Genomic DNA, 25,509 nt, shown 5'->3' with positions numbered 1-25,509 from the left:
GATAACATACAAATGTACAAATCACTAAAGCATACAAAAGTACATTAGTGTAGTTTGAGAAAAGATAACAATAAAAATAGCGTGAGGCAGGCTAGCAATGCAGAAATTCCTATTCCTTGTAACGACATGTTCGGTGCTAATTCTGAGTGCCTGCGGCGGCTCATCGAGCAACCCTTCTCCGCAGCCACCGCCGGTAACGGATGGTGGTAATAACGGTGGTGACAGCAATGGCGGGGGGGATTCCGGTTCAAACCCAGCCACACAAGAGTTGCTGGTGAGTCGACGTGGAGGACATTACTGGCATGACTACTGTGAAAATAAGCCTGACAGTACGCCGGTTCCAGCCGACCCCCGCGAAATGGTGGTGCCGGGGGTAAACGAAAATAAAGCGGTGTTGATGAACGCGTGGTGGCAAACCTGCCAAGACGATAATCAACCTGCAAATTGCAGGGAGCTGCGCCAGCGTGAAGAGCACGGTTTAGCACTGGTTGCGGCTGAAGGTCGGCCCGGTGCGGCAAGTTTCTTTTCTGGCGATGCCAGTGAGTCCAGTTACTCCTTTCCTGCCGATGCCTATGCTGAAATGTGGAAGTCTGTGTGGAGTTTGAGCGAGCGCCCAGCGCAGTATGACGAGTTAGTGGCTCAGCGTTGGGGGATGCCTCTGTCGGTGGTTCGCAATCCCTATCCATTATCAGGTGAAGACCCGAATGCAAACGGTGGTGGTAGCGGTCAGCTGCCAATGGGCATAACCCAGCTCCGCAAAACAGATGGAACGTGGACTGGTCAGCTCAATGTGACTTGTAGTATTTGTCACGGTGGTGCGGTTGGCATGGCCGACGAGGCCGAGGGCATGGGGCCGATGTACGGCACCAATAGTCTCAGTGATATTACGGTGATGTTTTCTGAGTTGGCGCGTCTTGCGCCACAGCAAGCCGCGCTGGCAATTATTTCTCAGAATAAGGTACGGGGTACCGGCAATATCACCAACTTCCAGCTTTTTGGGGTGTTGACCCTCGCCGACTACGAAAGCATTCCGTCCTATCTCACCATACAAGCGGAGCCCTCAACCGGCACTGAAGATCCACCAGTTTGGTGGAATGTGGGAAGTCGCACCGCCAAGTTTTATGACGGCGGTCAGGTTGTCGACTCCAAGCGTATTGAATTGTCATTCCACTTCCCAGATTTCTTCAATGACATTGAAGCGGCAAAACAGTGGGTATTGGACAATCAGCAAGATGGCGATGCGTGGATAAGCTCATTAAAGTCGCCGGTTTGGCCTGAGTCCGCTTTGGGTGATATCGACGTTGCCCTAGCAGAAGCGGGGGCTGTACTGTTTCACGCTAAAGATCTGTGGGCGCCAAGTTTGAATAATCCTGTATCGCGGCCTGAGGGTGGTAATGGCTCATGCGCAAGTTGTCACGGTGCGTATTCACCGCGTTATGTAAACGATAAAGCCTATTTGGATTCACCCTTGCTGGACGGGATAGCGGCGTATATCACGCCTATCGATATTATCAATACCGATCCAGCGCGCTTAAATGGTAACTCCCAACGGGTAGCAGAATATTCGAGAAATAACTGGTTTGCCTATTCAGACGGCCCCTTCAACGATGACGGCGTATCGCTGTGTGGTGACTGGGCCGATGAGTCGCTACGCGGCGATCGCGAGCTGGGCTATTTAGCACCGCCACTCTATGGGGTGTGGGCAACTGCGCCGTATTTCCACAATGGCTCGGTGCCAGATATAGAAAGTGTATTAAATCCAGCTTCGCGGCCTGCTATTTGGCGTCGTCGTTCTGTTGATGCACCAGCCGATTTAGCCGGTAAGGTCGTGATGGGTTTTGACTACAGCTTTAAGACGGGCTATGACGCTGAAAAAATTGGCTGGCATTACGACACGGTGGAATGCGGCTCGGGTTTGCCCATACCGCTAATTGGTGTGGTTACCCCAGGAATTGACTGCAATCCCCTCGATCCCAATGGCGCAAGCTTGCAGGATGCACTTTCGTTGTTGTGGGGCAATGGCGGTTTGGCTTGGAATTTAATCAATATACCTATCGCCAGCAACCAACAAATTGAAGAGCGGAAAATTTATAACACTAATTTCTATAGCCAAGGAAATAGCGGTCACGAATTTACCAGTGTACTGACAGGCACCGAGCGGCGGGCGATAAAGGAATACCTAAAAACGCTTTAAGTGTTGAGTGAAATAGCGCCACAGAAATTGAGCGCTAGTATTAATATTAATGATAAGAGACCAAAGCAGGTTTGTAGTAAGTTAAACAATTCTGCAAAGGTTTCGCGTAGTTATAGGAAATAAAAAATGTCTAATTTTAGTGATTCCATTCTCAGCGATGCCATGTCATATACACGGCCTGCAGACATTAGCGCCAAGCTCGCAGAATTGAGGGAGCATCGGCCAATTTGTCTGATTGAACCTGGCGATATTCGGCCGTATTGGGCTATAAGTCGCTACGAGGATATTCGCTATATTGAATCGACACCTGAGTTATTTAGTGCCGAGCCCCGTGCGGTTTTAATTTTACAAGCATTAGAAGAAATGAATCAGGCGCGCTTTGGCGAGATTATGGGTGTGAAAACTCTTGTTCACATGGATGGTGAGCAACACATGGCGCTGCGTAAAATTACTCGTGATTGGTTTATGCCTGCCAATATTGCGAAGATGCGCGGCCATGTCGCTGAGCTGGCAGAAAGCTTTATCGCACGCATGAAAGACAAAGATGGCGAGTGCGATTTTGCCAGTGACATCGCATTTTGGTATCCACTGCGGGTGATCTTGCAGTTGATTGGTATACCAGAAAAAGACGAAGCGCATATTCTAAGCTTAACCCAGCAACTGTTTGCGCCAGAAGGTTTCGCGACGGAAGAAAAAGACGCGATGACGGTGTTTATGGAATGTGTGCAGGCAATGGCGGAATACTTTACTGCACTGGCTGAGGATCGCAGAGCGACGCCAAAAGATGATATCGCCAGTGTGCTAGCCAATGCCAAACTCAATGGTGAATTGATCGACCCCTTTACGCTTACATCCTATTTCGTGCTGCTTGCTACTGCGGGGCACGATACGACCAGTGCCAGTATTGCTGGTGGCCTGCAGGCACTTATTCAATTTCCTGAACAACGCAAAGCCTTGCTTGACGACCCGACGCTATACGCGACAGCTGCAGACGAATGCATTCGCTGGGTAACGCCGGTTAAGCATTTTGCCCGCACTGTACTAGCGGACACCGAGTTAAGTGGTGTGAGTCTTAAAAAGGGCGATACCGTTGCCATGTTCTTTGAATCTGCGAACCGCGATGCCTCGGCAATTGATCGACCAGAGGTGTTTGACGTATCCCGTAAGGGCAGTAAACATCTGGCCTTTGGCCACGGGCGCCATAACTGTCTAGGTATGCACTTGGCGAGAATGGAGATAGAAACCTTTTTCCGCTTGCTCCTACCGCAGTTGGAAAGTATTGAGTTTAACGGTGAGCCGACTTACATCCCCAGTCATTTTGTGAGTGGTTTAAATTCGCTGCCGATTAAATATAAATTTAAAGGCTGATTTATGTAGGGCACCATATTTACGAGTAAAAAATTATCTGTGGATATAGCTCAGTTAAAAAAGGCACATCAGTATTTTTTACTGATGTGCCTTTTTTCTAATATGGTAAGAGCTAATTATTTAGCAAATCTTCGACTTTACGCCAATCAATAATCTTAAAATTTTGATTAGCGGCGGGGCTTACGTTACGACCGTCTTGCACGACCATTATTCCCTGAGGGTAGTCCTTAATAGGTTTTGCGCTTACTGCAAGGCCGTCGGTTTCAGAGGCGCCATCAAGTCCAGTGTGGGTGTTGGGGCCAATGCGAAATTTGCTAAGCATCTTCCATGGCGCAATTTGATAGACAACATAGCTGTCATCGCCTTGGCTAGAGGCAATGAGGTATTGCTGGTCGCCGTAATAAATATCTAAGCCCTCTACATCCGCGACTAAATTGCCCTGCGCCATGGTTTCAATCAGGGTCTTTTCACCGCTCATCGGCGCTATTTTCCAAATACCTTTGTCTTCTTGGCCAACGTAGAGCTGTTGGTCTACGGTGTTGTAAACACAGCCTTCGGTTTGGGAATCAAAATGGTATTCTGCAAGCATATTACCGCTGCGGTAATTATTATCTAGCTGCCAGTATTGAACCAAGCCTTCAGAGTCACCGGCAAAGACCGCGATCTTGCCGCTGGCGTCTTTGGCCATGCACAAGCCGTAGGGGTCGTCCATGGCGAGCGGTATGGCAGAGATGAATTCGATACGGTTTTTATCAGGCTCGGCTATAAATAAATCAATGCTGTGACTTGTGCGATTGGTGGCGGACAGCAAGAAACGGTTGTTGGTTAGCGCAAGGCTATCAACATTGTTTAAGCGGCCCCGTTTAAGGAAGTGGATTTGCTTGCCCTGTGCGTTATATACCCGAAGGCCTTGCTGTTTGTCGGTACCGGCAATCCATAGTGTGCCCTTATCGGAGACTAAGATGGCTGGGTCGTCGGCGGCGTCACCGGCGCGATCAACCGAGTCGGTTTCAAGGTCAGCGCTAATAAGCGGGAATGGTGCCTGCGGTGCTGAATGGGCGTGTTCGAGTATCAGGGATTCAGGTGCCGACGAAAGTTTCTCGATCAGGTGGCGATTAGCCGCCACATTGGCGGGGCGAATCACGGTATCGGTTTCGGGGTTGCGATCGACACTCATGGCCCCCAAATAAGGGTCTAGGTAGATTAATGACGATTCATTTAACAGGCAGCGTTCTACATCGGGGTTGATAGCAAGATTGCGTACGGCGTGGAATTGCCCGCCTTGTGGAGTAAGCCAGTAGTGGTGCATGCCGCCATCGCCGTCGCTAATAAAAACGTCTAGTGCAGTGTCGGACAATGGCGCGGCACAGAGACCGTCAACACCGTGGTCTAGGATGGCAATTTTTGTGGGTGTCAGTGTGTTGTCACTTAGCGATGCCATCCATAGTTCCCGTTGTGGGTCCTCCGCCCATATGAGCCATTCACCGGATTTAGTGACGGCTTCTATTTCGTTTTGGCTGCTATAAATCGACGCGTCAGTGTAAAAGATATGCTGTTTATTGAAGCTTAAGGCATTGGCGCTGGGATTCGTTACACTGGCTAAAGGGGAGCAGGCGCTAATACCGAGTAGGGCGCTGGCGAGTAATGTTTTTCCAAAAGTATTCATAAAAATTCCAAAATAGAGTAAATGTCGCAGGCTGCTAAATCAGTCTGCCATTGCAATTCAGAATAGGCTCGCTTAAAAGCTACCGCGCAGTGTTAGCAAAATAGCTGGTGAGGTGTGTTCGATTTCGGTCTCTGTTGATTCGAGCTGTCCAGCGCGCAGTGCTGCGGTGTCGTCGTATTTGCGAATAAGCTCATTCTTTTCGGCGTCTAGTAAATTTTGACCAGACAGACGCAGTGCGTAGTTGCCATTGTCAAAGCGTTTTTCAATAAATACTTCTAAATTGCCGTCGTAGCGTATGCGATTAATTTCATTACCTTCAAATTCCTCGCTGTCACCTTGCTTTTGATAGCTGAGACCATAGCTAGCTTGCAAGGCTGCAAGTTCGTGTTCAAAACCTAGGTTGTAAACATATTTTGCTTGCCCGCTGAATCGTCTTTTTACACCGTCAAAATAGTCGTCTTCAACTTCAGAATCCAATAGTGTGAGATTGAAAAACGCTTGTGCAGATGGTAAGTCTATTAATGTCATTGGCGCGCTGAAATCCAATTCAACGCCCATAACCTTGCCGGTGTTGCGGTTGTTGATCGCTTGACGCAATTCAAAATCTGTTCCGCCAACAGTAATGTCGGTTTGGCGATACTCAATTAAATCCTCCACTTCGCGATAGAAAAAGTTAATGCCGATCACGCCGCTGTCGGCAATGAAGTGATCGTAGCCAAGGTCAATACCAATGGCGCTCTCTGGATCTAAATCGCTATTTCCACGAAATTTCTCATCGTCGATGGTCAGTTCGACGGGGTTTAGTTGGTCGAACTGTGGACGGCGAAGGGTGCGGGCAATACTGGCGCGAAATTGCTCGTTCTCGTTTAGGTGCCAGCGAATATGCGCTGAGGGGTTGTAGTCGATACTATCATTATTGCTGCGGCTTATATTGCCATCGAAGTCTCGGCCAACTATGCCTACATCGCGATACTCTGCGCGCAGGCCTAGCTCTACTTCTAAATCATCACGCAGTTTCCAGCTGTTACTGGCGAATGCGTTAAAGCCTTTATCGTCGACGCTAAAATCGGCGAATTCGTCATTTTCCTCGTCAAGATCGCCGTTGTCATCCATTGCTTTAAGATTAAAATCTCGCGTTTTGCTGACGTATTCTAAGCCCAGCTTAGATTCACTATTAGCTGATTCACGTTTCCAGCTAAAGCCAATGCGGTCTTCGGTGTCGTCGATATCAGTTAATTCTTGTGCGTCTAATTCGAGTGGGTCACCTAAGTCTGCTTCAAAATTTGTTTCGCGTTTGTCTTGCTTAAATTGATGCGTGCTGGCGTAGACGTTTAATTCGCCGCTGGCTGTGGCAAGTTCGTAATCTATGCCGAGACTGGTGTTGCTTTGGTCGATGTCTTCTAACTGATTTTCTAGAGCAATTTCATCAATCGCGAATGGCGATGAACTATCGGCGCGTTCAAGTGCGGTGACTCGAGTATTTTCTTTTTCTTCACGCTCTGTATCAATATGCAGAAGATTTAGGCGTAATTTACTTTTCTCGCTTAACTGAAATGCCACGTCGGCGGCAAAGGCGACATCGCGGCTGTCGCGCACATCACTTTCAATAATGTCTTCGCGCTCATCTTCCTCTTGTTCGCTGGAGGTCTTGTCTTTTGGGTTGTAGCGCTCTTGAATATTGACTGAAAAGCCGTATTCGATTTTGTCGCTAACACCCGACATACCGACAAAGCCGCTACCGCGATTTTCTTCCATATTAACGACGCCTACGCGCCAGATTCCGCCTTCGTGGCGGGCGCCGTCCTTGAGAATAATATTTAGGGTGCCACCAATACCTTGGCTGCTGATGTCACTGCTGGGGCTGCGGATGATTTCTATTTTTTCGACCATCTCTGCGGGAATTCGATCTACCGCAATCGCGCCGCTGTCTTCTTCGCCAGAGAGGCGGCGGCCATTGATAAGCACCTGAGTGTAGCGAGAATCTAAGCCTCGCAGGCGGGGAAGATCGTATTCACCAACATCACTATTAAAACTAACACCGGGAACCCGCTTGAGCATGTCGCCAACAGAAATCGGTTCAAAGCGTTGGAAGAAATCGGCGTCGTACACCAATTTTGGCGAAGGGCTATTCACGTGATTACGTTTTACCACGCGCTTTGCAATGACCTGTACGTTTTCCATTTTCGCCGTCGCCTGCTCTTGGGCGAGCAGGCTGGGGCTGCCAAGTACGAGTGCAATGGCTGCCATTGTTAGTGGGTGAAAACGCTGTTGGGTGGTGGCCTTCATGAACTATTCCTCTGCAAAAAGGTGTTGAGTTACGTAATGACTGAGCACGTTAAAGATGCTGTGTGACAGTTCGTTGACAGCGGCTCTAAGGGAGGGCGGGATCTTGCGATATCGGCGGGGTTTACGAGGGTGCTGAGCTGATATGACCTTTTTCTGAAACCTTTGCTGGGTACACTAATGGCTAATTTGATGGTTCTGCACGCTGTGAGTGGGCGTTTGCGGGCGATATGGCCTGCGCTTAAATGGATAAATGAATGAAAAAGCAAAATTCGCTGAGCTTTTCTGACTGGCCCGCCCTGCATCGCAAGGTGCCGGCGCTACATTCCGCGAGTCGTTATCGCTATGGGCGGGTATACGGGCTGATGGTTTTGGTATTCGCTCTATTTGCCTTGGCGGCTTCCCTAGGTGGGGAGTTAAAAACCTGGGCCGAGATTGACTGGTTGGACGTGGGTGGCGAAGGTTTGGTCGTCATTGCGGCTCTAAGTTGGCTGCATTTTTTATTGCAGTGGCGGCCACCGGGGCCGGTGACACAGTGTTTGCTTGCGGGCTTTGGCTGCCTTGGCTTTGGCTTTTATCTTGATGTGCTAGACGAGTTTATCCGTTTGGGCGGGGCAGGTTGGGGTGCCTCATTAGAATCGGTAGTAACGCCGTTGGCGGTGTTGCTAATAACCTATGCGGTATTGGCCTTAAGTCAGGAACAGCGGGTATTGGCGCGTCAGCAGAGACGCAGAGAGGCCGGTATTCGCGATCATCGTGATATCGATCCGGTAACGGATTTGTACAGCGGTGCGTATTGTCGTCGAGCGCTTGACGCAACACTGTCGAATTCCAAAACTGCGACGTTATGGTTAATTGATTTAGATAATTTTAGTGCGGTGAATCGGTATTACGGTTTTGCCTGCGGTGACGCTGTGCTAAATCGCGTCGCCGCAACCTTGGTGGCGGCAGCGCCGGAGGGGGCATTGGTGTGTCGTTACGGTGGCGATCGTTTTGCCGTAATAGCAAATAATCCCCAGCGACCCGGACTGCAGGGAGCTTTAGGGCGTTTGTTGAGTGAAGCGATACAGCTAGCTTTATACAATCAGGCGGGCGACAGTTTTGATATTGCAGTGCGCTTGGCGGTCGTTGAATCGCGCAGCGGAGAAAATGCGGATGAATTGTTGGCCCGCGCGAACTCAAATATTTTGGCTATGAAGCGCATCGACAATGAAGACTAGTTGCTATCTTGTCGCTAGCGATAAAGTTATTCCTGCATGGTTGCAACCGGTTGCGATATTGGATTTGTGCGCAGCTAGGGGAATAGACACCCATGAGCTTTTGCTTAATACGGCTTTGTTTGCGAGTGATTTGCCCTTTACGGGGCGATATATCAGTTTGCTTCAGTTTCAGCAATTACTGCGCAACGCCAACCGTCTTTGGCCGGGTGCAGATTTTCCGTTTCAGTTAGGTCATCAGTTATTACACCATGGCTTAGGGCCGATAAGCGCGCTGGTGGATAGCTATTCTGAGCTACCGACGGTTTTAACATTACTCTGTGACTACTCGGTGTTGTTGTCTCCGGATTTGGCTATGCGCTTAGTGAGGCCCGCGCCGAATGAAATACTCATTATGTTTAGGCCATCTGCGTTTGCCAGTGTCGATGGGCTGGCTTTGGTAGCGGCAATAACCACCTTGGCCAGCATTATTAAACGGTTTTCTGGGCTGCGCGAGGCGCGTTATTATTTTCGATCGTCCGCCGGTGAGCACCGCGAGCATTTCATCGCGCATTTGAATGGCAGCTGCTGTTTTTCAGCACCATTTGATGGTGTGCGCCTGCTTGTCGATGAGGCTGATAAAGAATCTGTATCGATTAGCGTGCGTAGCCAAGTTGCGATTGCCGACTGTGAGGCCTTGTTGCCGAATGCGTCTTATTTAAGCGAGCGTTTGCAAAAAATACTAGCTAGCGAGGGTGGGGGGCACAGTGATCTTTCTGCCTGCTCAGTAAAACTTGGTATTAGCCAAGCCACGCTGAAGCGTCGCCTGCGTGAGCACGGCTTATCCTTTCAGCAGCAGTTGGATCAATACCAACTTGAGTTAGCCCTGATTGAATTATTGTTAAAAAGAACCTCTGTGGATGACGCCGCCGCACGCCTAAATTTTCATGACAGCAGTAATTTTCGGCGCGCATTCAAACGCTGGACGGGATTGAGCCCGAGTCTGATGAAAGCAAATTTTAATGATCTAATGCCGCCACTTGTAAAGTAGCGCCGCTATTAACAATCTCCCGCCAGGGTTCCCCCGCTTCGTATCCGGATATTCTCAGCCATCGGTAATTGGGGAGTAGGGTATTGGCGACGACGCCACTTTGGCGTAAGTCTAGAATCCAGCCTTGTACCTCTACGACGAGGTGACCGCTGCGCTCTAGCTCGCAGTAGACGAGTCTGCTTGGAATCCCCCTGTCTCTTAACAATACACGGCAGGCTAGGCAAAAACCGTCGCAATCGTCCCGCAGCCACTGGCGACCGTTATAACCCTCTGGGGGCATATCCCAGCTTTCGCCTGCGTCATTGGCCTGTACGAAGTGCTTGCTCACGGTATGGTGAATATATTGCAGTTCTTTTTTAAGTGCGCCCATCTCAGCAATCTCCACGTTGGTCCCGTGCCAATAATTCTTGGCAGCCCAGTGGTGGCTTAACCACTTTGCCTAAATGAAAGGGCTGGGGAGGGATATTGCTGCAAGCGGTGAGGCCTAGCGTGCTGAGGCTTGCTGCGCTTAAGGCGATGCCAAGATTCGCTAAGAAACGCCGTCTATTCAGTGTTTTCACTGGGAGGTTCTCCTGCTGCTTTAACTTGGAATTAGTTTAGGCGCGGTGTAATAATCGCTACAGTGTCTTATATGACATATAAAGTGTTATTTACGCCATATGCTAAAGTTCAGCTTGCGCCGCGCTAATTTATTGATAATGTGGCGTATATGGCACTTAGCGTGTTGAATAAGCGGTGGTGATGGAGGCGGTATGAGTAGACGGATATTTATTCTCGCGGTTAATGGCGCGATGGCGAGCAGCTTGGTGGGCAATCGCGATTTATTTATGGTTGCGAATATGATCGCCAAGAACACGGCAAAAAGCGCAGGGCCTTTGTTTGATGTGCGTTTTGTGTCGATGGATGGGGGGGCTATCGAGTGCGTAAACGGTTGTCGTATGGAGGTGGACGGCAGTGTTGATGATATTCGCGCTGGCGATACTCTGTTTAGCCCCGCGTTTATGATTCCTAATGCCGCTAGCGTTGGCGAGAACCTGCTGCAGTGGCGAGAGCTGATTGATTGGCTGGGCGAGCATGGTAAGGATTTAGAGCTTATTGCCACTAATTGCAGCGGCAGTTATGCGGTGGCCGAGGCGGGCTTGTTAGAGGATGGTCGTGTGACCACGGCGTGGTGGTTGCAAAGTGAAATGCAGCGTCGCTATCCCAATATTCAGGTAGATAGAGACGCAATATGTGTGTACTCGGGCAATGTGCTTACTGGTGCGGGGTCTAGCTCCTATTTAGACGTTGGTTTGAGCGTTATCGAGAAGTACGCTGGCAAGCCATTTGCGCGTTTGCTGGCAAAATACATGATGCTCGACAGTCAGCGTGTTACCCAAGCGCCGTACGCAATACTGTCTTTGTTCGACAGTAGCGATGAGGTGGTCAATAAATCTGAACAGTGGATACGAACAAATTTGGCGCGTGATTTTAAAATTGAAGATCTAGCGGCGAGTGTGGCGGTGAGCCCGCGAACCCTAATCCGTCGCTTTAACAATGCCATCGGCGAATCACCCCAAGGGCTAACTCAAAAGCTGAGAATAGAGCGCAGTAAAATATTATTGGAAACCACCCAGCTTAGATTTTCAGAAATTGTGCAGCGCTGTGGCTACCAAGATGAAAGTGCATTTAGACGGCTATTTAAGCGTTATTGCCAAATGACACCGCGGGAATATCGGCAGCGATTTGTGCGTCCGTCTGAGCTGCATTAAATATAAGCTGCGATTTAGCACAGTAAATAGCGAAGAAGTGGGCGTTAGCGGTTTGCATGCTTGCCGAGCAATGGTTATGGTTAAGCATCACTCACAGACCGGAGCCGTTGAATGGCCTTACGCAATGCTGTGCAGATGATTTGTTATCCCAATCGTCTTGGTAACAACTTAAAAGATTTACACACCGTGATTGAACGGCACTTTTCGGACGCGATTGGCGGTGTGCATATTCTGCCGTTTTTCCCCTCGAATGCCGACGCGGGATTTTCACCGCTGACCCACAAAGAAGTCGATCCTGAGTACGGCACTTGGGAAGACATTGAGCGTATCTCATCACAATATGACCTTTGCTGCGATGTTACGGTAAATCATATTTCCGATGAGTCGGAAGAGTTTAAGGATTTTGTAGCCAAAGGCTATGAGTCTGAATATGCCGATCTCTTTGTTCATGTTGAAAAATTTGGCGAGATAAGCTCGGATGACCTGGCAAAGATTCATATTCGCAAAGAGAAGGAGCCGTTCCGCCGAGTCGACTTTGCCGATGGCGGCACGGGGCGCGTGTGGTGCACCTTTACTGAGCATCAAATAGATTTAAATTACGAATCTGAGCTGACCTTCCAATTGATGGAAAACTACATCGGTTTTTTGGCGCAGCGCGGGGTTAAATTGTTTCGGTTAGACGCTTTCGGATATACCACCAAGCGCATTGGCACCAGCTGCTTTTTGGTTGAGCCTGATGTGTATCGAAATCTTGATTGGATCAACGGCGTGGCGCAGTTACACGGCGCTGAAGTTTTACCAGAAGTGCACGATCACAGCAGCTACCAGTACGCCATTAGTCGTCGCAATATGCATCCCTATGGCTTTGCCTTACCGCCGCTATTGTTGTTCTCTCTGTTGGACGCTAATAGTGTCTACCTTAAGAATTGGCTGCGTATGTGCCCGCGCAATATGGTCACGGTGCTAGATACCCACGACGGCATATGCATTCCCGATGTGGAAGGGGCCTTACCCGAGGAAAAGATTCGCGCCCTAATCGACAATATTTCTAGCCGCAGCGCCGATCCCATTTTGCGACGCTCGGCCGCCAATATTCACAGTGTGGGCGCCATTTACCAATTAACCTGCACTTTTTACGACGCCTTAATGCGCAATGACGATGCCTATTTGGCGGCGCGCGCCATCCAATTTTTCACACCAGGTATTCCGCAGGTTTACTACGTGGGCCTATTGGCTGGCTGTAATGATAATGAGCTGATGGAGGCGACTGGCGAATTGCGCGATATTAATCGCCATTACTACAGCATGGCGGAAATTGACGAAGCAGTTGAGCAGCCAATCGTGCAGCGATTGCTAGCGCTTATGCGGTTTCGGAACAATTACCCTGCCTTTGATGGCCACTTTGAGCTGGGCTATTCCAATGATTCTAGTGTGTCTATGGGGTGGCGGCACGGTGATTTTTACTGCCATTTGTTTGTCGACCTTAACTTTAATACCGCCACGGTGACCTATCTAGACGAAGATTCTTTGGCTGAGTGTCGGCTGCAGTGTTAAGGCATTGTGACAAAACTTTGTGTAAACCCTGAATTTATAAGGGTATTACGCAGGCGTTTGGTAGTAATAGGGGGTAGACAAGTACAGAAATGTCTATATACTCAGTCCCAGCTAGAAAGTTCGACCTATATTTATGTACACCATTTCGAAGTCCTGTCTGTAGTTTTCGTCCTGTACTTCATAAGTAATAGAATCACTTCCAGCCTAACCGATCTGATTTTAGATCAAAATTACCTTTGAATATTTCAGGAATAAAATTATGTCTACTACTACTGGCACAGTAAAATGGTTCAACGAATCTAAAGGCTTTGGCTTCATCGAGCAAGAATCTGGCCCAGACGTTTTCGCTCACTTCAGCGCTATCTCTGGTTCAGGCTTCAAAACTTTGGTTGAAGGCCAGCGCGTACAGTTCACTGTTACTCAAGGACAAAAAGGTCCTCAAGCAGAGAACATCGTAGCACTGTAATTTGCTATGGGCTGGGCCTTCGGGTTCCAGCCAGCTTCAAACCCTTGTGGATTGAATGCTAAAGGGGCAGGACCTACGGGTCTTGCCCTTTTTTCTTTTCAGCAACACTATTTATCTCTGCGTACATTGCGCCACCGCCGCGTATTTATTCTGGCGGTATTACAGGAAAAACACCGTGAGTCAGCTAGAATTTTCTACCCTTCCCTTAAATCCCGCTTTATTAGACAACCTGAATTCATTGGGTTATACCGAAATGACCCCCATTCAGGCCAAGGCCTTGCCGCACACCTTGCATGGCAAAGACGTGATTGCACAGGGGAAAACCGGCTCAGGGAAAACCGCCGTATTTGGTTTGACGCAACTGCAAAAATTGGATGTTAAACGCTTCTGTGTGCAGTCTTTGGTGCTGTGTCCAACCCGTGAGTTGGCAGACCAGGTGGCTAAAGAGTTGCGTAAATTAGCCCGTACCATCCACAATATTAAAATTCTGACCTTGTGTGGCGGCATGCCCTTTGGGCCGCAGATCGGTTCGTTGGAGCACGGCGCGCATATTGTTGTGGGCACACCGGGGCGTATTGAAGAGCATGTGCGTAAAGGCACACTCAAATTAGAAAATGTGAATACCCTAGTTTTAGACGAAGCGGATCGTATGTTGGAAATGGGTTTCCAGGATTCGCTAGACACCATTATTGGCTACATCCCTAAAGAGCGCCAAAGCCTGCTGTTTAGCGCAACGTATCCTGACGAGATTCAAGATGTGGCGATGCGGATTATGCAGCGTCCTTTGTTGGTTAAGGTAGAATCTACTCACGACAACGACAGCATAGCCCAGCACTTTTTCAAAGTAGCCGATAATACCCAGCGTATTGTTGCGGTGAAATTACTGCTGCTTAGATACCGCCCCGATTCGACGGTTATCTTTTGTAATACCCGCCATGAAACCCAGCAAGTCTGCGATGATTTGCGCGAAGCAGGTTTTAGCGTGCAGGCTTTACATGGCGATCTTGATCAAAAAATGCGTGACCAGACCTTGGTCCGCTTCGCCAATAAAAGCGTATCGGTATTAGTGGCCACTGACGTTGCCGCGCGGGGCTTGGACATCGACGCTCTAGACGCAGTTATTAACTACCATATCGCCCGCGACGCCGAAGTGCATATTCACCGCATTGGTCGTACCGGACGTGCCGGTGGTAAAGGCATTGCGTGTAGCCTCTATACCGATCGCGAAAGTGCCAAAATTGCCCGTATTGAAGAAATGCGCGGTAATAAAGTGGTTCCTGAAGCCTTGCCGGATATTAATCACCTTGATAAACCCACCTTCAAGCCGCCCATGGCGTGTTTGCAGATTGACGGTGGTAAAAAGCAGAAGGTACGTCCCGGTGATATCGTTGGCGCGCTCACTGGCGAGGATGGGATTGAAGGTACTGACGTTGGCAAAATTCATGTCTTCGACAATACCGCCTACGTCGCGGTGCGCAATGACGTGGCTGCCGATGCGCTGCGTAAACTGAGTGAAGGTAAGCTAAAGGGCCGTAATTTTAGAGTGCGCCGTATACGCGGTTAGAGCTATCAACGATTGGCTTGATGGCGTTTGAGCGGCGTTTTTTGGGGGAAGCAAATAATGCCGTCTCAACATATTCTTATCTTTGGTAATTCCGGCTCAGGAAAATCGACCTTGGCGAGTGCATTGGCTGCTAGCCGAGGTTTTGCTCACCTCGATTTAGACACCCTCGCTTGGCTACCTACATCGCCACCGCAGCGAGCACCTCTTGCGGACGCCAATACTCAACTACAAGACTTTATTAAAGACAATACCGCGAGTAGCGGCTGGGTGATAGAGGGGTGTTATACCGATCTATTGGCGTTAGTCAGCGCAGATGCCGACCATATTGTATTTATGAATTTACCTGTTGAGGCGTGTATTGCCAACGCAAAGACACGCCCGTGGGAGTCGCATAAATATCCCTCAAAAGCGGCGCAGGATGCAAATCTAGAAATGCTGATAGGCTGGATTGCTCAGTATGATGAGCGCGATGATGAGTTTTCCTACGCCGCCCATAAAGAGTTTTACACTCGTTTTCACGGGCGTAAAACCTTATTGACTAAAAATGTCGATCTCGAAAGTATTGAGCTTTAAGAGCACGCCGACTTAATCGTGTCGGGTGAGTTTGTCTAGCATGCCCATCGCAAAGGCGGAGATCACAAAGGTCAGATGGATGATCACATACCACATCAATTTTCCATCATCGATTTTGTCTGCGTTCATAAATACTTTTAATAAGTGAATGGACGATATCGCAACAATAGACGCGGCAACCTTGTTTTTAAGGCTTCCGGTATCGAGTTTTCCCAACCAATTAAGCTTGTGATCGCTATCGTCTAAATCTATTTGAGAGACGAAGTTTTCATAGCCTGAGAACATCACCATCACGAGTAAGCCGCCGACCAGTGAGATGTCGATGAGCGACAGTACCAGCAATACCAAATCCATTTCGGATGTTTCAAATATGTGTGGCAACACATGAAATAATTCTTGGAAAAATTTGATGGCGAGTGCTAGCAGCGCAAAACTTAATCCGAGATAGATTGGCGCCAGTAACCAGCGAGCTGAATACAAAATACGTTCAAACACTTTTTCAAGCATGTAAAACACCCTAATGGCAGCATGATGATTTTCTGCTCGGCATTTTAGTGGTGCTGGCCGGGAAGGCAAAGTATTTAAGTGGATTTTATTTTAAATCGGATTGATATGGCCGATTGAGCCAGGAGGGGCGGGCGCGACAACCGCAAGTGGTCGTCGCGCCAACGTACATTCTACGCTTTGGGTGCGCTTCGTCCAGTATTACCACTGCGGTTGCCGCTGGGACGACTATTTCGGCCACTACGGTTAGCGGGATTGCCAGCGGGGCGCTGACCATCGCGATGCTCACTGTGGTTTTTAGGGCGCGGCTTGCGTGGCGGGCGTTGATTGATGCGTGACTCTGGTAGGGCATGCGTGGGCGTGAATCCCTCTAGCGTTTCACGCGGCAATACTTCTTGAATCAGGCGCTCAATATCGGCTAGCAGTTTAAAGTCATCTGAGCATACCAGTGACACCGCATTGCCCGTTGCGCCGGCACGACCGGTACGGCCAATACGGTGAACATAGTCTTCTGGTACATTCGGTAAATCGAAATTGACGACTTGTGGAAGTTGGTCAATATCCAAACCACGTGCGGCAATATCAGTTGCGACTAAAGCGCGAACTGCACCGCTTTTAAAATCGGCTAAGGCTTTGGTGCGTGCGCCTTGGCTTTTGTTGCCATGGATCGCTGCTGCGCCAATGCCCGCTTTCTCAAGGTGTGCCGCTAAACGGTTGGCGCCGTGCTTGGTTTTAGAGAAAATAAGCACCTGCTGCCAATCATTGCTGTGAATCAGATGAGTTAGCAAGGCCGGCTTTTGGCTTTTATCAACGGGATAAATAGACTGAGTAACGCTTTTGGCCGTCGTGTTTTCTGGGCTAACCGAAATTTCTACGGGATTGTTTACCAAGCCTTTTGCGAGCTGGCGAATATCCCCAGAGAAGGTGGCCGAGAACATCAGGTTCTGACGCTGCTTGGGTAATACCGCGAGAATTTTGCGGATGTCGTGAATAAAGCCCATATCCAACATGCGATCAGCTTCATCCAATACCAAAATTTCTAGCTGCTTGAATTTGACGGCATTTTGATTATACAAATCTAATAAGCGGCCGGGGGTGGCGACCAACACGTCTACACCACGGCGCAATTTAATCATTTGCGGGTTGATTTTAACGCCGCCAAATACCACAGCCGAACGCAGTGGTAGATGTTTGCCATAGGTTGCTACGCTTTCGCCAACCTGCGCCGCTAGTTCACGGGTGGGGGTAAGAATCAGTACGCGGGCTTGGTTTGCTTGCGCGCGCTCGCCCCGTGACAGTAATTCCAAAATAGGCAGTGTGAATCCCGCCGTTTTGCCGGTGCCAGTTTGTGCCGCGGCCATAACATCACGGCCTTCTAATACGGCGGGTATGGCTTGAGCTTGAATGGGGGATGGAGTGTCGTAACCTTGCTCAGCCACAGCGGCCAAAATCGGGGCAGATAAGCCCAGGGAGGTAAAACTCATAAAATGATCTTCTCAAAAATGTCGCATGTCGCGGCGTGATGGTCGCAGCCAAGGTGACAGCGGCGTGCAGCTTACGGGAAAAGCTACTTTGGTGCCAGACTACAGAGTGTGAATAGGACGGAGTAATGATCCATGTGCTGGTGCGGAAAGTGATTTAATAATACGTGCATTGTTTAAAATAGACTTATCTCGATTGACACAGGGCTATAGACCCTGCGTCAATCGAGCTGGTGTTAGTAGGCCTTAGTACGTTTGAAGATCAAAGAAGTATTTATTCCTCCAAATGCAAAGTTGTTGCTCATAATATAATCAACATCGAGATTTCGTCCGTCACCAGTTAAATAGTCGAGTTCTCCGCATTCTGGGTCTACGGTATTAAGATTCGCAGTACCGTGGAACCATCCTCTATTCATCATTTCGATGGCGGTCATGGCTTCTAATGAACCACATGCACCGAGAGTGTGGCCGGTAAAGCTTTTTAGTGCGCTAATCGGTACTGAATTTCCGAATAACTTCGCTGTTGCTTGCGACTCGGCGATGTCGCCGCGATCTGTTGCTGTTCCGTGGGCGCTAATGTAGCCAATTGCTGATGCGGGAATATCTGCAATTTTTAAGGCGCGTTGCATGGCCATATACATGGTTTCTGCTTGTGGCTGGGTTACGTGGCTACCATCTGAGTTTGTGCCAAAGCCTACAATTTCGGCGAGGATGTCTGCGCCTCGGGCGATGGCATGTTCACGCTCTTCTAGTATTAATGTGCATGCGCCTTCGCCAATAACTAGGCCATCGCGGTCTTTATCAAAGGGTCGCGGGGTTAACTCGGGTTCGGTATTACGAGTGCTAGTGGCATAAAGGGTGTCAAATACGGCGGCTTCGGTGGCACAGAGTTCTTCGCCGCCGCCTGCGACCATCAGTTCTTGATGGCCATATTTGATGGCTTCGTAGGCGTAGCCGATGCCTTGGCTGGCGGAGGTGCACGCGCTTGACGTGGGTATAACGCGACCTTTTAATTCAAAGAATACGCCGATGTTGACTGCAGCGGTGTGGCTCATCATTTTTAAATAGGAGTTTGCATTAATACCTGCGCTGGCGTGATTCATTAGCATATTGCCGAAATCAGCGACGGCGTCTGGGCTGCCGGTTGATGAGCCATAGCTGACCCCCATACGGCCGTCTCGGATACACGGGTCGTCAAGTAATCCGGCTTGCTCTAATGCCAGTTCGGTGGCGCGGGTACTCATAAGGGCTACGCGGCCCATGCTGCGAATTTTTTTGCGGGAGTAGTGAGCGGGGCGCACAAAATCATTTACCGGCGCACCTAGGCGGGTGTTGAGCTCGGTATATTTATTCCATTCATCCATCACCTGTATGCCGTTTTTCCCTGTACGCAGGTGGTGCTCGATTGTTTGCCAGTCTGAGCCAATGGGAGATATGCCTGACATACCTGTAACAACGACACGCCTCATTAGCACATACCTCCATTGATAGAGATCACCTGACGGGTGATGTAGGCCGCCTCGGGTGATAGTAAATATTTAACCAGTGAGCCTACTTCGGAGGCCTTGCCGACGCGCCGCGCGGGAATCATGGCCATGACCTCTTTGCTTAATACTGTCTCGGTCATTTCGGTTTCAATGAGACCTGGGGCAACACAATTAACGGTAATTTCTCGTTTTGCGAGCTCTAAGGCCAGCGACTTACTAGCGGCAATGATGCCGGCTTTTGAGGCGCTATAATTTGTTTGGCCGCGGTTGCCCATTAAGCCTGATACCGATGCTAAGGTAATAATGCGACCTGCTTGGCGGCGTCGAACCATGGGCATTATCAATGGGTGTAACACATTGTAAAACGCGTCTAGGTTGGTGTGTATGACCGCATCCCAATCTTCGCCGCTGAGTGCGGGAAATGCACCGTCGCGAATAATACCCGCATTGCATACAACGCCATAATAAGCGCCATGTGCGTCGATGTCTGCTTCAAGTACCTGCTTACATTGCGCACGATCTGTAACGTCGAATTGAAGTATGCGGGTGTTGCCTCCGAGATCGGTAATTTGCTTTTGAAGGTCTTCCGCTTGGCCTCGTTCACTGCGACAGTGAATAATGACGGTGTATCCGGCTTTGGCAATTTCGAGGGCAATGGCGCGTCCGATGCCACGACTTGAACCAGTAACGAGTACGCTACCGCTCATAAACTATTCTCCTGCATAAATTGCTCTACATTCTCAGGCATAAAAACGTTTAGATTCGCTTGAATGTTAATGTCTCCACCGCTAATTCGGCACTTGAAAATCTGTAATCCGGTATCGCCGTCGGTGATGGCGTCCACTGAGACATTCAATATCGCCCCGACGGGAAAGTGGCTGCATCCCGCATCGTAACGGCGGGTGCTAACAAGAAATCCAATCTTAACAGCCGCACCGCAGGTTCTTGCTTTATGACCTGCATAAGCGGCAACCGCTTGTCCCATGTATTCGATACCCACCCAGCTGGGAACACCTTCTGGCTCTGCAAATAAGGCGTCTTCGCTAATACGTACTTGCGCGGTGATGCCGTGCGGGCGTTGCGAAATAATGTCGTCTAATAGCGACATGGCGCCGTCATGGGGGATAAATGGCTCGATTCTCATCGGCGACATTATAGCGCCATCCGTATTGTAACTACTCATGGGGTTCTCTAGTTAAAATTAAGGACAAATTATTGCCGCCGAAGGCGAAGGAGTTACTCATCACTACATGGGTTTGAGTGCTTGCCGAGCGCCCCAAGCCGCGTACACCGAGTATATTGCTATCTTCAATACCATCCCATAAATGGGGCGGCAGGAGGGCGTCGTCACGTTGTACAGTGAGCCAGCAGAATACGGCTTCGATGGCACCGGCTGCCGCTAAGGTGTGGCCGGTTAAAGGTTTGGTTGAGCTGCACGCAACATCGCTATTAAATACACGGTGAATTGCGTTGCCTTCCATTAGGTCATTTTGTAGGGTTGCGGTGCCGTGTAGATTTATATAGTCGACGTCGCCGGCCTGTAAATTGGCATTGGCTAATGCTTTTCTGATGGCCGCTTCCGCGCCTTTGCCTTCAGGATCTGGCGAGGAGACGTGATGGGCATCGGATGTTTCACCGTAGCCTGCCAGTTTTACGGCGGCATGTTCGCGGCTAATAACAAATACCGCTGCACCTTCACCAAGGTTTACGCCGTCTCGATTAGCACTAAACGGATTGCATAGGTTTGGGGTGGTGACTCCCAATGCGCCAAAACCATTCACCGTCATACGGCATAGGCTGTCGACACCGCCCGCGATAACCACGTCGCACATTCCTGTTTTGAGCAGTCGTGCCGCACTGGCGAGCGCTTTGCCGCCAGAGGTACAGGCGGATGATACGCTCCAACATGGCCCCTCAAGTCCAAGCCAAGCAGCTAAAAAACGGCTTGGGGCTGCGAGTTCTTGATTGTTGTAGTGGTAGCCGGGGGCCAATTGAAAGCCATCTTCGGTGGGAAGCATGGCTGCTTCACCTTCGGCGACACCGGATGTGCTGGTACCAATAATGACGCCAATACGATCTCTGCCATAGCGTTTAATTAGAGTGTCGATTTCCTGCCGTATTGGTTCGATGGCCTGCGCTAATATTCGGTTGTTTCTGCTATTTTCGCCACTGAGAGAAATGTGCGGAATATCTCCTCGAACTCGCCCAAACGGGATCGCGGTTCCTGGAGAAAATTCGTCGCTAGGTTGTAATGGGCTGGTGGGGTTTTTTGCGAATAGGGCGTCTTCTACCTCGGTAATGGTATTTCCTAATGCGCAGCATATACCCGCGTGATTTAAATATATTGGTGTCGAATTCACAGGACTGTCCTTGAGAGAGTTTTGATCTCGAGTGTCAGTGCTTGGTCGGCGAAGTGAACTTGGCGCCGACGCTGGCTTTGCTGATTGGTGTCATACTCTATAAATAATTTAATACTGTCGTTATAGCGTAAGACTCGGCGCTGCTCATTAATTTCGGCAGACCAGCCGGCTTGTGTGAATTGCCATTCAGATGCCGATAGTTGGTCTAGGTAGATGGCGAGCAGCATTTGTCTGCTCAGGCGTGGGTCCCAACCATCTGGTGCCGTTCGTGTATGTAGGCCGCTGGCGTCCTGTTGGAAGGTGGCTAGGCTGCGTCCAAGGGGATCTAAAATCACAATGGTGAGGTGATCATCCACCAACTCTAAGACACTGAGGATCTGGGTGCTACGCCCACCACTAGATACTAGGATAGACTCCTGTGACTGCCAGCAGCAATTCAGTGCGGTGTGCGACGGAAGATCCAACTGGTATAACTGCGCCTGACGATACGAGGCACAGGCTTGCAGCACTAAAAGCCCCAGCAGTATTGCTATTCGCGACATAGCGAAACCACGGTTTGGAGTCGTTTTGGATTGCTGACAAAGGGGTTGCTTTGATCCCATGCGTAACCCGCTAAAATCGAGCAAATCATACCGCGTACTTCTGGTTGCTGCTTGTATGAAAAGATCACATCTTGAAATGAGCCGTCATACCATGCGTTAACATAGGCGCGGAATGTGTTGATACCTAACTGTAGCGGGGCGGCATAGCTTTGCTGCCAATCGACGTCCTCGCCGGCAAGTTCTCGGTTTACCTGCGGTACGGCAAGGCTTGCCGATTTCATTGCGATGGTCACGCCAGATGAGAATACGGGGTCTAAAAACTCGCCGGCGTTTCCGAGTAATGCGAAATGTTTGCCCCACAAAGATTTAACCTTGCAAGCGTAGCCGCCGAGTACAGTCACCGCCGTGTCAAACTTGGCGTTGGCCAGTATCCGTTTAAGTTCAGGACTTTCGCTTACAACAAGCTTTAGTAAAACCTCGGCGTCATTATTGTCTAGATCAAAATATTCCTGCCTAGCAACTACGCCGAGAGAGCAGCGACCGTTGCTAAAGGGAATTAACCAAAACCATACGTCTTTATGCTCGGGGTGTACAACAATCAGAATCTTGTCTCGGTCATAGTTGTCATCGCTGATATTGTCTTCTACATGCGTGAAAAGCGAGCGGCGAACTGGGAAGTCTGAGGGGGTTTCTAAATCTAATAGTCGTGGTAAAACACGACCAAAGCCCGAGGCGTCGAGTACAAATTTACTGTGTAGAGTATGAGTGTCGCCGCTCTCGTCACGGTAATTCAAGACTGGCAAGTCTGTGTCATCATAGCCAAATCCGTCAATACGTCTGCCAAAGCGAATGTCAGCACCGGCTGCAATAGCTTGCTTTGCTAATAAGTGGTCGAAATCTGCGCGTTGGACTTGGAATGTGGTGCCGGGACCATCGCTAAACTTCTGCGTAAAATCAAATGCCCCTGGCGCATTGTTGCGGCTAAACGCCGCGCCATTTTTAAACTGGAATCCGGCGTTGTTGACCGCATCGAGCATTCCCGCCTCTTCAACAAATTCCATGCATTGCGGAAGCAAGCTTTCGCCAATAGAGAAGCGCGGAAAATGGCTTTGCTCTAATACTACGACGTGGTGCCCCGCTTTACGTAACAGCGCCGCTGCGATGCTACCAGCTGGTCCTGCGCCTATAATTGCAACATCACAGTGCTCATTCATCACTACATTTCCTTGTTACATGGGGAGGGATATTGTTTAGGTTTAAAAGATAAAATATCAGTGGGCTGATTAGCCAAGTACATACCAGCCCGACAAAGACCACACTGCCGAACTGATGTAAAACAGGGACTTTACTCAACGCCAGTAAGCCAAAGGCAAGTATAGAGGTAATTGCTGAGAGGCCGGCGGCCAGCCATGTCTCTGCATTTAGCCCTAACTCTAGATAGAAAATAGAGGTATCTACCGACAAGCCGATGACAAGCAGTAGCGCAAGAATATGGAATAAGCTAACGCCGTTGTTAGCGCCAAACGCAATACTCGCGGTTATAGTAATACCCAATGCAATAAGTGGCGCCAAGGCTTTATTACGATAAACGGCGATAAGGCACAGTGAGAAAATAATCAAAAAGCCGCCAAGTGCGAGACTGGTGTTGTGTCGTAATAGTTGAAGGCTGTGGGACAAGTTCGCAACCGTGTCGACATATAATACGTTAGGTTCAGTGTTAATAAGTGCGTTTAACTCGGGCGCAATGTTAGTGTCGCGGGCAAGTAATATGCGGGTATCTAAGGTGTTGCTCATAATGAATGCAGGCACCAGCATTTTAAGGCCTTGGGGTATATTGTTCGGCGTTAACGATGAGCTAAATTCTATCGATTTTGTTGGCCACGCGCTGCAGTCGTTGGCTAATAGTTTACATAATTCTGTGAGCGCACCGCTAGGGCCATAAACTTTTTCTTTGATGAGCGCAAAATCTTCTTGCTGCTGGATCAGTGAGGGCAGTGCGAGGCCGATAACATGAGAGGCAGACGTCGCTACCCCATTGTTGTTGAGCTCATTTGCTAGCAAGGCGCTATGGCTTAATAATTGTTGGCTGCTTTGGGCGCTGATTTGTAAATAGCGTTGTTGGTCGGGAAAGTTGAGTAATGTCTGTACTTTTATTTCAGACGCTATCAAGCCGGCGCTAGACGAGTTCAAACTTCTAATATCATCACTACCGCCGCGATGAATAATGACGGCGACCATTATAATTACCGACAGGAGCAGTATAAAGCTCGTCGTTAGTTTTGTGTGAGTTAGCCGGAGGTAGTGGGGCGCAATGTACTTAGGAAATATCTGTAAGTAGGTGGAAAACGACACTGATCGTGAGTCGTTAAAATAGAAGCCCAAAACCGCAATGTTAATTGCTGCAGCAGCAAGGCCTGCACACATAAACACTGCAATTTGTTGTAGTCCTGCGAGGGGTGATAAAAATTGAAAAACATAGGCTAAAATACTTGATCCCGCACTAAAGATGAGACCTTTTTTCATGTGTTGTACCGCAAACTGGGCGTTCTGTAATTGCCGGTACTTTATGAGAAAATGAAAGCAATAATCTACTGCGAGACCGAGCAGTGTTGATCCGAATGCGATGGTAATAAGGTGTACTTGGTCAAAGATTAAAAAGCACGACCCAAGGCCGGCAACAACACTAGCGCTGAGTGTTGCCAGAATTGCCAGCAGAGATTTTGAGGAGCGAAAGACGGCAATGACCAAGACGATGATCGCGAGTATAGAGCCGAGCCCCACGGTGGAAATTTCTTTTGTAGATAAAGCTGTTGCTTCGGCGGCGTGAAACACGATGCCGGAGCGCAAGATTGTAAGATCTTGGTGGTTTTTAGCAAAATTGTTTAAGACGTAAATAAGAGCTTGCTGACCGTCTGGCGAAAATGGACTCGCTTGCAGCTCGCCAGAAATCACATACCACAGTTGATTGCCGTCTTTTAAAGAGGGTATCTCCGATGCGCGAAACTGACCTTGCTGGGGTAATAGTTGCTGTAACCAATCACCCGCCAAATTAAATGGATCATGTTGAAAATTATAGGGGCGGTAAGTGCCGACTGGGCTAAATAGCTCAGCATAGGCGGCTTGGGCTATGCTTTTAGGTGTGTCAGTTGTAAGGCGGTGGCGCCATGTGGATGTGAGAAGTTGATTGGTATAGGGTTGGTAAAAGTTTTGTAGCTGTTTTAATTGTTCGCCATTATGTTGGTCTATCCGCACTTCGTTTAGGTCGCTCAGCTGATGGAGTAGCTCACGACTTGCATCAAGGGCCGAGTTTGGCGAAGGGTTGGCCTTGCCGATAAGTAATACAAATTTGCGCTCAATATTTAAAGACGGGTTGGTGCTGCTCTGTATATTTTCACTTACTGAGTTGGGCAGTAGCCCAAGAATATTGCTTTCGAAGGCATCGCCCTGACGAATATGTTGCACGCAAAAT

At 49.2% G+C, this 25,509-nt stretch carries 22 protein-coding genes; 9 read left to right on the top strand and 13 right to left on the bottom strand.

The annotated features are described in order from the left end of the window. Positions 1 to 97 precede the first annotated feature (97 nt). Positions 98 to 2,194, top strand: a complete 2,097-nt coding sequence (roxB, locus tag GVJ32_RS07795) for a rubber dioxygenase RoxB (protein WP_159239497.1) — start codon at positions 98 to 100, stop codon at positions 2,192 to 2,194. A 126-nt stretch (positions 2,195 to 2,320) separates the two neighbouring features. Further along, a complete protein-coding gene (locus GVJ32_RS07790) occupies positions 2,321 to 3,562 on the top strand; it encodes a cytochrome P450 (RefSeq protein ID WP_159239496.1) in 1,242 nt (413 codons plus the stop codon). A gap of 112 nt (positions 3,563 to 3,674) precedes the next feature. Here the strand turns inward: GVJ32_RS07790 and GVJ32_RS07785 are convergent, their stop codons facing one another. Then, positions 3,675 to 5,228, bottom strand: coding sequence for a phytase (locus GVJ32_RS07785; protein WP_159239495.1), 1,554 nt, complete (start codon positions 5,226 to 5,228; stop codon positions 3,675 to 3,677). A gap of 72 nt (positions 5,229 to 5,300) precedes the next feature. Continuing rightward, positions 5,301 to 7,514 carry a TonB-dependent receptor plug domain-containing protein gene (locus GVJ32_RS07780; protein ID WP_159239494.1) on the bottom strand — a complete coding sequence of 738 codons (2,214 nt, stop codon included), beginning with the start codon at positions 7,512 to 7,514 and terminating at the stop codon, positions 5,301 to 5,303. A 254-nt stretch (positions 7,515 to 7,768) separates the two neighbouring features. Between GVJ32_RS07780 and GVJ32_RS07775 the strand changes: the two genes are divergently transcribed. Together GVJ32_RS07775 and GVJ32_RS07770 are read left to right on the top strand one after the other, a co-directional pair. Beyond that, positions 7,769 to 8,731, top strand: coding sequence for a GGDEF domain-containing protein (locus GVJ32_RS07775; protein ID WP_159239493.1), 963 nt, complete (start codon positions 7,769 to 7,771; stop codon positions 8,729 to 8,731). Further along, positions 8,721 to 9,758, top strand: a complete 1,038-nt coding sequence (locus GVJ32_RS07770; protein WP_159239492.1) for an AraC family transcriptional regulator — start codon at positions 8,721 to 8,723, stop codon at positions 9,756 to 9,758. Before GVJ32_RS07775 ends, GVJ32_RS07770 begins: the two co-directional genes overlap by 11 nt. Here the strand turns inward: GVJ32_RS07770 and GVJ32_RS07765 are convergent. Both GVJ32_RS07765 and GVJ32_RS07760 read right to left on the bottom strand, forming a co-directional pair. Continuing rightward, entirely contained in the window at positions 9,727 to 10,128 is a 402-nt protein-coding gene (locus GVJ32_RS07765) for a hypothetical protein (protein WP_159239491.1), read from the bottom strand. The genes GVJ32_RS07770 and GVJ32_RS07765 overlap by 32 nt on opposite strands. A gap of 1 nt (position 10,129) precedes the next feature. Beyond that, the gene (locus GVJ32_RS07760) at positions 10,130 to 10,318 is read right to left on the bottom strand and encodes a hypothetical protein (RefSeq protein WP_159239490.1); all 189 of its coding nucleotides are present in this window, start codon (positions 10,316 to 10,318) and stop codon (positions 10,130 to 10,132) included. A 192-nt stretch (positions 10,319 to 10,510) separates the two neighbouring features. Here GVJ32_RS07760 and GVJ32_RS07755 point away from each other — a divergent pair, with 192 nt between their 5' ends. The 5 genes from GVJ32_RS07755 to GVJ32_RS07735 all read left to right on the top strand — a co-directional run bounded on the left by GVJ32_RS07755 (position 10,511) and on the right by GVJ32_RS07735 (position 15,666). Continuing rightward, complete coding sequence (locus GVJ32_RS07755; protein ID WP_159239489.1) at positions 10,511 to 11,509, top strand: GlxA family transcriptional regulator; 999 nt, start codon at positions 10,511 to 10,513, stop codon at positions 11,507 to 11,509. A 111-nt stretch (positions 11,510 to 11,620) separates the two neighbouring features. Then, positions 11,621 to 13,063 carry a sucrose phosphorylase gene (gene gtfA / locus GVJ32_RS07750; RefSeq protein ID WP_159239488.1) on the top strand — a complete coding sequence of 481 codons (1,443 nt, stop codon included), beginning with the start codon at positions 11,621 to 11,623 and terminating at the stop codon, positions 13,061 to 13,063. Positions 13,064 to 13,322: 259 nt separating this feature from the next. Beyond that, positions 13,323 to 13,529 carry a cold-shock protein gene (locus tag GVJ32_RS07745; RefSeq protein WP_008251819.1) on the top strand — a complete coding sequence of 69 codons (207 nt, stop codon included), beginning with the start codon at positions 13,323 to 13,325 and terminating at the stop codon, positions 13,527 to 13,529. Positions 13,530 to 13,704: 175 nt separating this feature from the next. Then, positions 13,705 to 15,093 carry an ATP-dependent RNA helicase DbpA gene (gene dbpA / locus GVJ32_RS07740; protein WP_159239487.1) on the top strand — a complete coding sequence of 463 codons (1,389 nt, stop codon included), beginning with the start codon at positions 13,705 to 13,707 and terminating at the stop codon, positions 15,091 to 15,093. 57 nt (positions 15,094 to 15,150) lie between these two features. Beyond that, positions 15,151 to 15,666: a shikimate kinase gene (locus tag GVJ32_RS07735; protein ID WP_159239486.1), complete on the top strand. Its 516-nt coding sequence runs from the start codon at positions 15,151 to 15,153 to the stop codon at positions 15,664 to 15,666. 12 nt (positions 15,667 to 15,678) lie between these two features. On the opposite strand, the gene GVJ32_RS07730 is transcribed toward GVJ32_RS07735, so the two are convergent. From GVJ32_RS07730 to GVJ32_RS07690, 9 genes are all read right to left on the bottom strand, one after another. Continuing rightward, a complete protein-coding gene (locus tag GVJ32_RS07730; RefSeq protein WP_159239485.1) occupies positions 15,679 to 16,173 on the bottom strand; it encodes a TIGR00645 family protein in 495 nt (164 codons plus the stop codon). A gap of 170 nt (positions 16,174 to 16,343) precedes the next feature. Beyond that, entirely contained in the window at positions 16,344 to 17,654 is a 1,311-nt protein-coding gene (locus tag GVJ32_RS07725) for a DEAD/DEAH box helicase (protein WP_159239484.1), read from the bottom strand. 233 nt (positions 17,655 to 17,887) lie between these two features. Beyond that, positions 17,888 to 19,120 (bottom strand): beta-ketoacyl-ACP synthase, encoded by a 1,233-nt coding sequence (locus tag GVJ32_RS07720; RefSeq protein WP_159239483.1) that lies wholly within the window; start codon positions 19,118 to 19,120, stop codon positions 17,888 to 17,890. After that, positions 19,120 to 19,845 carry a 3-oxoacyl-ACP reductase FabG gene (gene fabG / locus GVJ32_RS07715; protein ID WP_159239482.1) on the bottom strand — a complete coding sequence of 242 codons (726 nt, stop codon included), beginning with the start codon at positions 19,843 to 19,845 and terminating at the stop codon, positions 19,120 to 19,122. Before fabG ends, GVJ32_RS07720 begins: the two co-directional genes overlap by 1 nt. Further along, positions 19,842 to 20,321 (bottom strand): ApeP family dehydratase, encoded by a 480-nt coding sequence (locus tag GVJ32_RS07710; protein WP_159239481.1) that lies wholly within the window; start codon positions 20,319 to 20,321, stop codon positions 19,842 to 19,844. Before GVJ32_RS07710 ends, fabG begins: the two co-directional genes overlap by 4 nt. Further along, entirely contained in the window at positions 20,314 to 21,498 is a 1,185-nt protein-coding gene (locus tag GVJ32_RS07705; protein ID WP_159239480.1) for a beta-ketoacyl-ACP synthase, read from the bottom strand. The genes GVJ32_RS07710 and GVJ32_RS07705 overlap by 8 nt, the downstream gene beginning before the upstream one ends. Beyond that, positions 21,495 to 22,040, bottom strand: a complete 546-nt coding sequence (locus GVJ32_RS07700; RefSeq protein WP_159239479.1) for a DUF3261 domain-containing protein — start codon at positions 22,038 to 22,040, stop codon at positions 21,495 to 21,497. The genes GVJ32_RS07705 and GVJ32_RS07700 overlap by 4 nt, the downstream gene beginning before the upstream one ends. After that, positions 22,028 to 23,254: an NAD(P)/FAD-dependent oxidoreductase gene (locus tag GVJ32_RS07695; protein ID WP_159239478.1), complete on the bottom strand. Its 1,227-nt coding sequence runs from the start codon at positions 23,252 to 23,254 to the stop codon at positions 22,028 to 22,030. Before GVJ32_RS07695 ends, GVJ32_RS07700 begins: the two co-directional genes overlap by 13 nt. Further along, complete coding sequence (locus GVJ32_RS07690; protein WP_159239477.1) at positions 23,247 to 25,502, bottom strand: MMPL family transporter; 2,256 nt, start codon at positions 25,500 to 25,502, stop codon at positions 23,247 to 23,249. The genes GVJ32_RS07695 and GVJ32_RS07690 overlap by 8 nt, the downstream gene beginning before the upstream one ends. Between the last annotated feature and the right edge of the window lie 7 nt (positions 25,503 to 25,509).

Source organism: Zhongshania aliphaticivorans (genome assembly GCF_902705855.1).
Lineage (GTDB): Bacteria > Pseudomonadota > Gammaproteobacteria > Pseudomonadales > Spongiibacteraceae > Spongiibacter > Spongiibacter aliphaticivorans_B.
Note: the sequence above shows the minus strand (reverse complement) of the source record. Positions and strands in the feature narration are given on the sequence as shown.

Excerpts from the sequence above, each read along its gene's own strand:
- GVJ32_RS07790 (WP_159239496.1), top strand. The coding sequence starts at position 2,321 with ATGTCTAATTTTAGTGATTCCATTCTCAGCGATGCCATGTCATATACA.
- GVJ32_RS07695 (WP_159239478.1), bottom strand. The coding sequence starts at position 23,254 with ATGAATGAGCACTGTGATGTTGCAATTATAGGCGCAGGACCAGCTGGT.
- GVJ32_RS07770 (WP_159239492.1), top strand. The coding sequence starts at position 8,721 with ATGAAGACTAGTTGCTATCTTGTCGCTAGCGATAAAGTTATTCCTGCA.
- GVJ32_RS07780 (WP_159239494.1), bottom strand. The coding sequence starts at position 7,514 with ATGAAGGCCACCACCCAACAGCGTTTTCACCCACTAACAATGGCAGCC.
- roxB (WP_159239497.1), top strand. The coding sequence starts at position 98 with ATGCAGAAATTCCTATTCCTTGTAACGACATGTTCGGTGCTAATTCTG.
- GVJ32_RS07710 (WP_159239481.1), bottom strand. The coding sequence starts at position 20,321 with ATGAGTAGTTACAATACGGATGGCGCTATAATGTCGCCGATGAGAATC.
- gtfA (WP_159239488.1), top strand. The coding sequence starts at position 11,621 with ATGGCCTTACGCAATGCTGTGCAGATGATTTGTTATCCCAATCGTCTT.
- GVJ32_RS07725 (WP_159239484.1), bottom strand. The coding sequence starts at position 17,654 with ATGAGTTTTACCTCCCTGGGCTTATCTGCCCCGATTTTGGCCGCTGTG.
- GVJ32_RS07765 (WP_159239491.1), bottom strand. The coding sequence starts at position 10,128 with ATGGGCGCACTTAAAAAAGAACTGCAATATATTCACCATACCGTGAGC.
- GVJ32_RS07700 (WP_159239479.1), bottom strand. The coding sequence starts at position 22,040 with ATGTCGCGAATAGCAATACTGCTGGGGCTTTTAGTGCTGCAAGCCTGT.
- GVJ32_RS07755 (WP_159239489.1), top strand. The coding sequence starts at position 10,511 with ATGAGTAGACGGATATTTATTCTCGCGGTTAATGGCGCGATGGCGAGC.
- GVJ32_RS07730 (WP_159239485.1), bottom strand. The coding sequence starts at position 16,173 with ATGCTTGAAAAAGTGTTTGAACGTATTTTGTATTCAGCTCGCTGGTTA.
- GVJ32_RS07785 (WP_159239495.1), bottom strand. The coding sequence starts at position 5,228 with ATGAATACTTTTGGAAAAACATTACTCGCCAGCGCCCTACTCGGTATT.
- fabG (WP_159239482.1), bottom strand. The coding sequence starts at position 19,845 with ATGAGCGGTAGCGTACTCGTTACTGGTTCAAGTCGTGGCATCGGACGC.
- GVJ32_RS07720 (WP_159239483.1), bottom strand. The coding sequence starts at position 19,120 with ATGAGGCGTGTCGTTGTTACAGGTATGTCAGGCATATCTCCCATTGGC.
- GVJ32_RS07775 (WP_159239493.1), top strand. The coding sequence starts at position 7,769 with ATGAAAAAGCAAAATTCGCTGAGCTTTTCTGACTGGCCCGCCCTGCAT.
- GVJ32_RS07735 (WP_159239486.1), top strand. The coding sequence starts at position 15,151 with ATGCCGTCTCAACATATTCTTATCTTTGGTAATTCCGGCTCAGGAAAA.
- GVJ32_RS07745 (WP_008251819.1), top strand. The coding sequence starts at position 13,323 with ATGTCTACTACTACTGGCACAGTAAAATGGTTCAACGAATCTAAAGGC.